The 8,466-nt window shown below is 49.6% G+C and carries 2 protein-coding genes and 2 pseudogenes; 1 reads left to right on the plus strand and 3 read right to left on the minus strand.

Annotation, left to right across the window (positions count from 1 at the left end; translation table 11 throughout):
• Positions 1-524, minus strand: a 524-nt coding sequence (locus tag FTT88_RS16200; RefSeq protein WP_180174104.1) for an HlyD family secretion protein, incomplete at its 3' end; no start/stop codon positions are given.
• A 235-nt stretch (positions 525-759) separates the two neighbouring features.
• Positions 760-1,344 (minus strand): annotated as a pseudogene (locus FTT88_RS16205) (transposase); the annotation flags it as partial.
• On the opposite strand from FTT88_RS16205, the pseudogene FTT88_RS16210 reads away from it, so the two are divergent.
• Positions 1,343-2,083, plus strand: a pseudogene (locus FTT88_RS16210) (IS982 family transposase); the annotation flags it as partial. The pseudogenes FTT88_RS16205 and FTT88_RS16210 sit on opposite strands and share 2 nt — an antisense overlap.
• Before the next feature lie 104 nt (positions 2,084-2,187).
• On the opposite strand, the gene FTT88_RS16215 reads toward FTT88_RS16210, so the two are convergent.
• The gene (locus FTT88_RS16215) at positions 2,188-8,451 is read right to left on the minus strand and encodes an Ig-like domain-containing protein (protein ID WP_218955742.1); all 6,264 of its coding nucleotides are present in this window, start codon (positions 8,449-8,451) and stop codon (positions 2,188-2,190) included.
• Positions 8,452-8,466 lie beyond the last annotated feature (15 nt).

An 8,466-nucleotide genomic window follows, 5' to 3' on the forward strand; every position in this document is an offset into this window, starting at 1 on the left:
GGGGCAAGTGAAGCAACTTTTAATCGAGCTGATTCCAAATTATTACGGGCGAGTCTTTCTGCCTCTATCGATTTCTCCCTTTCCTCTGCTGATAATATTCCTGATTCGGTATTTCGTCTGCGTAACGTCTCTCTTTGAGCCTGTTCTAATTGTACTTTGGCATTCGCTAAATCAACTTCTGCTTGCGGGCGTCTAGTGGTTTCGAGTTCTTTTAATTCAGCTTCTGCCTGCCGCACTTGCGCTGAAATTTCATCAGATTTCAGTACTAAAAGAATATCCCCTCGAGAGACCCGATCTCCCTCTTGAACCAATCGCTCAAGAACAACCCCTGTAATTTCACTACCAATCTGAGTCCGAGATACTTTCTCTACCCGTCCTGAAGCGACAACTGTTTGAATCAATGGACTAGATACGACTTCATAACTAGGCAGCAATGGTCCTTGCCACCAGCGATATGTAGCAAAACTGACAGCTAAAACCAGTAGTATGATCATGATCCAAGGCTTATAGCGAATAACAAGCAATTCCATTCTCCAAGCCAGATTAAAGAAAAGTTTTTGAATCGAATAATTAATGTCTAGTTAAATATATATGAAAATTTAGTTACAACACACCAAATTAAAAAAGCACACCATTTTTATTAAATTATTTTCTCTTACTGTTATAGTTTTTTCATAATTTTGATTAAAAAACAAACAAAAAATAAACCTATATTTCTATATATTTCATAATTTTATATAAAATAGGACTTACGCAGTATTATTTATAGATTCTCTGTGGTAGCAGATGATTTTTATCGAGAATAAAGTCATCAATGAAGTCTTTGATGATTGGTCTAAATAATTTCTTCTGCCAACGATATACATTTTCAAAGATCCGCTCAAACTGGTTCTTTTGTATCTCGACGTAGGCCATTAAGGCTGAAAAAATATGATTCAAAATCAGTTTAGATCGTCTCACTTGAAACTTTTCAATATGACAAACCTGTTTAATCACCCGGTGATATTGCTCTATTTTCCAATGACTTGAATGTAATTCATGAAAACCCTCAAAGGACAATAAATCATCTTCATCTTGATACACAATATAAAACCTCTGCTGTTCTTTTAACTGAGTCTTAAATAATTGTACAAAGCCAAAATCTTTGAGCCAGACCACTTGACCCTGATGGAAATCTGGTAATAAACGCAGTTGAAACCATTGTCCTTTTTCTGGGGAAACCTTACGGTTACAGTCGATACCAAACATAAATCGAATACCATATTTTCTTATGGTTTTTAGATTTGCAGTCGATGAATACCAACTATCACCTGTAATAAATTGAATCTTTGCACCCCAACTGAAGTTTCTCAGCCTAGATTCAGATAAAAATATCTGGATGTATTTCAAGCATAATTGGATTGAGTGGTTTCCTTAGTTAGGTTCATATCCTAATTTCTGCAAGCATTGTGCAAATTTATGGAATATTAATCAACAAATTACAGCAAAACTAAGTTCTCGTTTTGGTGCTGATAATATTCATTTTATGGATGGTTTACCGATTCCTGTCTGTCGTTATGCGAGAGCAAAAAAGCATAGAAACTTTAAAGCATCAGCAGGCTTTAGTTATTGTGCGGCAAAACAGGAAAAATATTATGGGTTTAAAGGGCATATCGTGATTAATTTATCAGGGATGATTACGAACTATACTTTTGCTCCAGCAAATTGTGATGAAAGAGATGTTGCACCTGAAATTACACAAAACATTTATGGTTTATTGGGAGCGGATAAGGGATATATAAGACCTGAATTAAAACAATATTTTAGGCATCAATATTTAGACTTACAAACACCTTATAGACGAAATATGGTTGATCTAAGACCAAAAGAATCAATCAGAATATTGATGAATGCTCGAAGGCAAATTGAAACTGTTATCGGTCAGTTGACTGACCGATTCAACATTCAAAAAGTAAGGGCAAAAGATCTGTGGCATTTAACACATCGAATTGTTCGTAAGATTCTTTCACATACTCTTTCAGTTATTCTAAATATGAAATTAGGGAATCCTCCTATACAGCTTGAAACCATAATTAAAAGTTGAGATTGGCGTATCTAATTTAAAAATATAAGTTTGAAATAATTTTTAACAATGAAAAAGACAAGAAAGCGACATATTTGATATGTCGCTTTCTTTAAAGACTCAGATTAACCAATAATGATTTGGTTATTAATTAAATCCTGTAATTCCAATGCGGTCTTACCTTCAATAATTAACAAATCAGCCCAATCATGAGTTGTACCACTCGTTCTATTAGCAACACCATCACGGTCAATTTTCAATACGGCATCGCCATTACCATCATCTTCAACTTTGATGTAGTTAGCAATATCCGATTGATCTACTGAAAGTAGACCTCCGAAGAACCCAGCACCAAACTCAATTTTGTCATTGGCTTCGTAATCGACCCATGTGTCTGTACCATTACCACCTGTCGCATCGGCAGCATTTAAGACCGCATAAATCGCTGTGTCTGAACCAGAACCACCAATCAAGGTATCGTTGCCTGAACCACCATTGAGGATGTCACTTCCTGCACCGCCGTTTAAGCTGTCATTCTCGAGACCACTCATCAGCAGATCTTCACCGAACGAATCGGCAACGAAGCTTTCGGCAGATGCACCCCTGCCAGCGATGTTCTGAGGTGGGGTCAGGGTGATATTGTCGACCTGCAAGGTAAGATTGCCCCCCCACCATGAATTGTCCGCAACCGTGAACACCAGCCGGTAGGTGCCTGCCTCATCGATTGTCCGAGTAATGGACTGGTTGCTCAGATTGGTGTCGTTCGTGAAATTGTGCGTACCATCGCCCCCCGTCACATTGCTCCAAGTGCCATTGACGTTCTGCTTTTGCAACCGATAACTGACCGAATCACCGTACCGTGCCTCGCTCGTCCACTGGTTGAACGTCAGAGTACTGCCAGCATGATTGACAGTAAAAGCAGCGCTGGTGGCTATGGCATTATTTCCACCATTGTTGCTTGAATCATCAATCACCAATCGCCCATCCCTATTAATCGCCACCGTTCCCTCTGTAACAGTCCACGCCGAGGTATTGCCCAGCACGCCACCGCTGAACGCACCCAACACGACCGGCCCAACCGCATGTACCTGCACCACCAGATTACTGCTGGTGCTGGCGTTGTTGTTGTTAGCTACTTCGGTGCTGATAGCCTCCACCTGTAGCGTTACCGCACCAGTGCTAGCATTGATGGGCGGGGTGTAAGTCAGCGCAGCCTTGTTCCAGCTCTGAACATCCACTTGCGTGTTGCCACTTGTGGCGGTGAAGCTGTTGTTGCCATCGCTGAGCTTCGCACCCACAGGGATGTTCTTGACCCACACCACCAAAGTTTCGGAGCCATCGGTATCCACCAGACCTGCAGCAATGCTGGAAATCTTGATGGCAGTACCAGCCTCACCTTCATTGGCACCATAGGCCTTGTAATAGCCGTGGCCACCGGTATCGTTGCTCAGACTGCCCAGTTCACCCCCTGCCACCCCAATCGCTGCCACATTTGTAAACAGTTGTGCAGACGTCGTCGACAGCACGGCGGCTGGGTTCAACCCTTCTTTAAACAAGATGCTATAGCCACCATCCCCAGATTGGTTATGCACATAGATGTCCAATGTGTAGTAACCACTGGCAGAGGGCGTGAACGTGCCTTGAAACTTACCGGATCCACTAGAGCCATCAGGACTGGTACTAATGCTGCCCCAACGCCCCGAAGCCACAGTGATACCACCGACCACGATGGCAGCGCTGTCATCGGCAGTGCCACCAAAGGTATATGACTTGCCTGCTTCCAGATAGATCAGGCCGGACATCTTGACACCTGCGTTAGCAGTCAATCCGTTGGAGATGTTGACATTGGCATTGGTAACTGTGGTGCTGGTGCCACCGGAGGCAGCAGCAAAACCGACCAGCAAGTCTGTTGCAGACACACCATTGCCACCAGTGCCACCAATATTCAAACCCGTATAAGTGGTCCGCATGAGTCCATTGTCCACTGGCGACTCGACCGTCGGCGACGTTAAGGTCAACGTGGGCGCGTCGGCCACCGGCGTGACGTTGATCGTCGTGGTGTTATTAACTGTCTGCCCGAAGTTATCCTTGGAAACCACCGCCAAAGTATCGATACCACTCCAGTGAGTATTACCTTGGTAGGTCAAGGTCTGCAAGGTCGCGTTGATCGCCGCCTCGCTGCCGACCAGGGTCAGGGTACCGCTACCGTTGCTACCGGCACTGATGGAAGCCCCAGTTTGCAACGTCACTTTCATGACACCATTGCCCACACTGAGCTGCACGCTGGCGAGGTTGGTGTCAGTCACCTGAACCGTCGACAGGCTCAACGCCGTGTCTTCATTGACTGTCTGCGCCACGGGCACCGTGTTGACAGGCGCGCGGGTATCCACGGTCATGCTGACCACGTTGCCTGCCAAGCCGGCATTGCCCGCTGCATCGGCGTAACTGCCCGCCGCAAGCGTCACCGAGGCAACACCTTCGTAACCCGCTGTCGGGGCGAACGTGGCCGTCCAGACCAGCGGGCTAACCTGCTGCAGGTTCGAGACCGTGCCACCGGTTGTGGTGATGTCGCCCACGACAAAGCCCTGCGGCGCTTCATTGAAGGTGAAGGTGACCATGACGGTCTCCGCGCCGGTCAGGTTCACATCGTCCACACTGACACTCACCGTCGGCGGGGTACCGTCTACGGTGAACTCAAACGGCACAGATGCCGGACCTGTCGAATTGGAATCTGCATTGTAAGCACGTGCCACTACTTCGACCAAACCATCACCAAGGGTGCCAGTGGAAGTGAGCAGGGCAAGCTGTTCCGAAGTGATAGTCCAAGTCCAAACTCCAATCTCTCCGTCTGGTACTTCGATACGGATCGGGCCAAGGCCACGCACCGTTACCCAAACTTCGTCCACCTTGTCGCCGCCAGTCGCACCTAGATCAATCGTACCACTAATGCTACCCTGCCTATCGTTGGTCAGTCCATTGTGTCCGATATCCCCAGTGTCACCACTTCCGCCCGCGCCATTAGAACCAGCAACAGCATCTACATAGGCAACCACTATCGGTGTTGGCAGGCTCTCTGGTGCCAGAGTCACGGTTCCACTGTCACTGGTACCAGTATTGCCCGCCTTGTCGGTGACATGAACCTTAAGCAGATCAGCATTGTAGTCATCAGACAAGGCCTGATTAAGCGCTACATTGATCTGCAAATATTGCCCGTAACCAGGAGCCAGACTACCAACCGTACCCTCGCCATAGAACACACCGTCGTAGTACACCTCGACCTTGTCACCAATATCGGCATGAGTTTGCTTGGCGTTAGACAGGTCACCAGACACGAGCGCGGTGACATGACCAAATCCAGTGCCTTCTGGTGCGACGTAATCAACATAGGTCGCTTGCGGGGCGTAAGTGTCGGACACGAAGGTGTACTTGTCGGACACCTCGCTGACGTGCCCAGTGACGGTATCAACCAGCTTGACCTGCAAGTAAATTTCATCGTCGCCGCGCAACTGATCGGCCCACCAGATGGTTTGCAGCACTTCACGCAACTGCTCGGGACTGATCGTCCATTGGCCGCCGCTGACGGTGACCACCACATCTGCACCGTTAGGATAACTGACATTACCGTAATCTACGTCGCCATTATCATCGGTGCTTTGCTTATTGGCGTACAGACGCAGAGTAATCTGACCATCAGGTGCATCTACCCTACCAGTAATACGTCCCATGACGTCATTGCTGTAAGTTACCAAGCTATCGATTATGGTGGTGGTCTGCGGCGTACCTCCATCAATGCTGTAGCCCAGCGTAATCGAGCCATCAGCGTCGTAAGGCTCGAAGGTGTAACGGCCGTCAGCGTAAACCGTGATCGCGCCCTTATCAGCCAGTTCCAAAGTCTGACCGATGGTGACGGGCTGGCCGTTAGCAGTCACGTTTGTGACCACACTACTACCATCCGATGCAGTACCTTCCAGTTGGCCTTCTACCTCGGAGCTATTAATCTTGTTTTCTTCCTTCAACGCCACAGTGGTAGCAGTTACGGTGGTTACAGTCGGCGGGAACATGTCGTGGATCGACACCTGCACCTGATACTGCTTGCCATCACTGTCAGTGAGGGTGAGCTGATCATTCAACGGTGCGTTGCTTGCGGCAAGTGCACCAGCCAAGCCTGTATTGAGCACGTAGCTCCATTCGCCGGTGGCGGTGTTGAAGGTGAAGGTGCCGTAGGTACCGGCCAGCGTGGTCGGCGTATTGAAGCCAGTGAGCGCTTCGCCATAGCGGTCCAACACGCTGCCCGAGACCGTAGTGGTGCCGTCAAGCGCAGCCTGCGCACTGGCGCTCCCCTGCACATACTCGATGTTATCGTAGTAACCAGTGATCACCGGTGCTGGCGGCGCGGCAACCGTGTAGGCCTGAACATCCTTCGCGCTATTGCCTGCGGCATCGCTGACGGTAGCCGTGGCCAAGCCGTCCTTCAACAGTGTGGCGTGTTCCTTGATGACCTTCGCCGACCAATTGCCATTCGCATCGACCGTGCCGGTGACGCTGATCGGGTTATTGTCGGCACCGAGAATTGGATCACCATTGGCATACTTGAAGGTCACCGTGACGTTGGTGCCCACATCCACGCCCGACACCGTGCCATTGATGATGAATCCATCTACCATCTTCTCATTCCAATCCACGATGTCATTGCCATCCGCAACGTGGGTGATTGTGATCGTCGGTAAGACTGTATCCACAGAAATCGGACGCGTTGCCTGGACAGCAGGGTTGCCCGCCGTATCGGACACATCCGCAGTTACGGTCAGCGCACCTTGCGGTAACAGCGTTACATGCGCCCGTGGCACATCCAGCGTCCAGGCATTATCCGTCACCACAGCCGTATAGGTCTTGCCATTGAGGGTAACTGTTACCGACTGGCTATTCTCTACGCCAGTGGTGGTGCCCCTGATGGTCAAGTCTTGCTGGGATTCAGCCGCATTGATCACGTCGTCACCCGTCAACGGGCCAGTGATGCCGATCGTTGGTGCGATAGTGTCAATATTGACGTTGCGATTGCCAACGTTACCTGCGTTACCAGCCTGATCGTAGTAACTCCCAGCGGCAATCGTCAGCGGCACCATCGTTTCGGTGTTTGTCGCTGCGGTGACCGTACCCGTCCAGGTGAGTCCGCCATCGCTCGTGCTCAGCGTACCCAGCTTGAGATTGGCTGGATTACCTAGCAAAGCCAAAACCTCCGCTGCCGATAGTGCATTGCCTGCATCATCATGCGGCACTTCGGTAAACTTAATGGTCAACTCGCCAGAATTACTCTCACTAACACCATTTAGCACGTTTGGATCCACCGTGATCGTCACTGTGGGAGGCGTTTTGTCCACGGTAATCGTGTGCAAATCCTGTGCATAATTACCTGCGCTGTCGGTCACGCTTGCAGTGATCTGCGGAGAACCTGTGAGCAAAGCCACATCTTCGACAGGCACTGTTACAATCCAGTTCCCGCTCGTCTCGACTATTTCGAATGTATAAGACTTGCCACCGATCTGAACCTTGATAACCTGGCCGTTTTCCACGCCTGTGGTCGTACCACTGATGGTTAATGGCTGTCCTTTTTCAGTCGCATTGATTACGTCGTCACCAGCCAGAGGACCTGTGATCGCAATCGTCGGTGCGGCGATGTCCACGCTGATCGGGTTGCTTGCCTGCGTTGCAGGGTTGCCAGCCTTATCGCTCACGTCAGCAGTCACAGTCACAGAACCTGTTGTAGGCAGTTCGCCCACAGCTTCCGCCGGTACCGTCACGCTCCAGGCGTTGTCCGTCACCGTCGCGGTGTAGGTCTTGACGCCCACGGTCACCGTCACCTGCTGGTCGTTTTCCACGCCTGTGGTCGTACCACTGATGGTTAATGGCTGTCCTTTTTCAGTCGCATTGATTACGTCGTCACCAGCCAGAGGACCTGTGATCGCAATCGTCGGTGCTGTGGTGTCAACGCTGATCGGGTTGCTTGCCTGCGTTGCAGGGTTGCCAGCCTTATCGCTCACGTCAGCAGTCACAGACACAGAACCTGTTGTAGGCAGTTCGCCCACAGCTTCCGCCGGTACCGTCACGCTCCAGGCGTTGTCCGTCACCGTCGCGGTGTAGGTCTTGACGCCCACGGTCACCGTCACCTGCTGGCCGTTTTCCACGCCTGTGGTCGTACCACTGATGGTTAATGGCTGTCCTTTTTCAGTCGCATTGATTACGTCGTCACCAGCCAGAGGACCTGTGATCGCAATCGTCGGTGCTGTGGTGTCAACGCTATAGACTTTATCAGCTGTCACTGTCGCAGGGTTGCCTGCCACATCATGCACCACCACACTGCCTGCGATTGATTGGTCGCCATCAGCCAGCAAATCACTACCTGCTAC

The organism is Acinetobacter sp. YH01024 (assembly GCF_013420195.1).
In the GTDB taxonomy this organism is placed as follows: Bacteria; Pseudomonadota; Gammaproteobacteria; order Pseudomonadales; family Moraxellaceae; genus Acinetobacter; species Acinetobacter amyesii.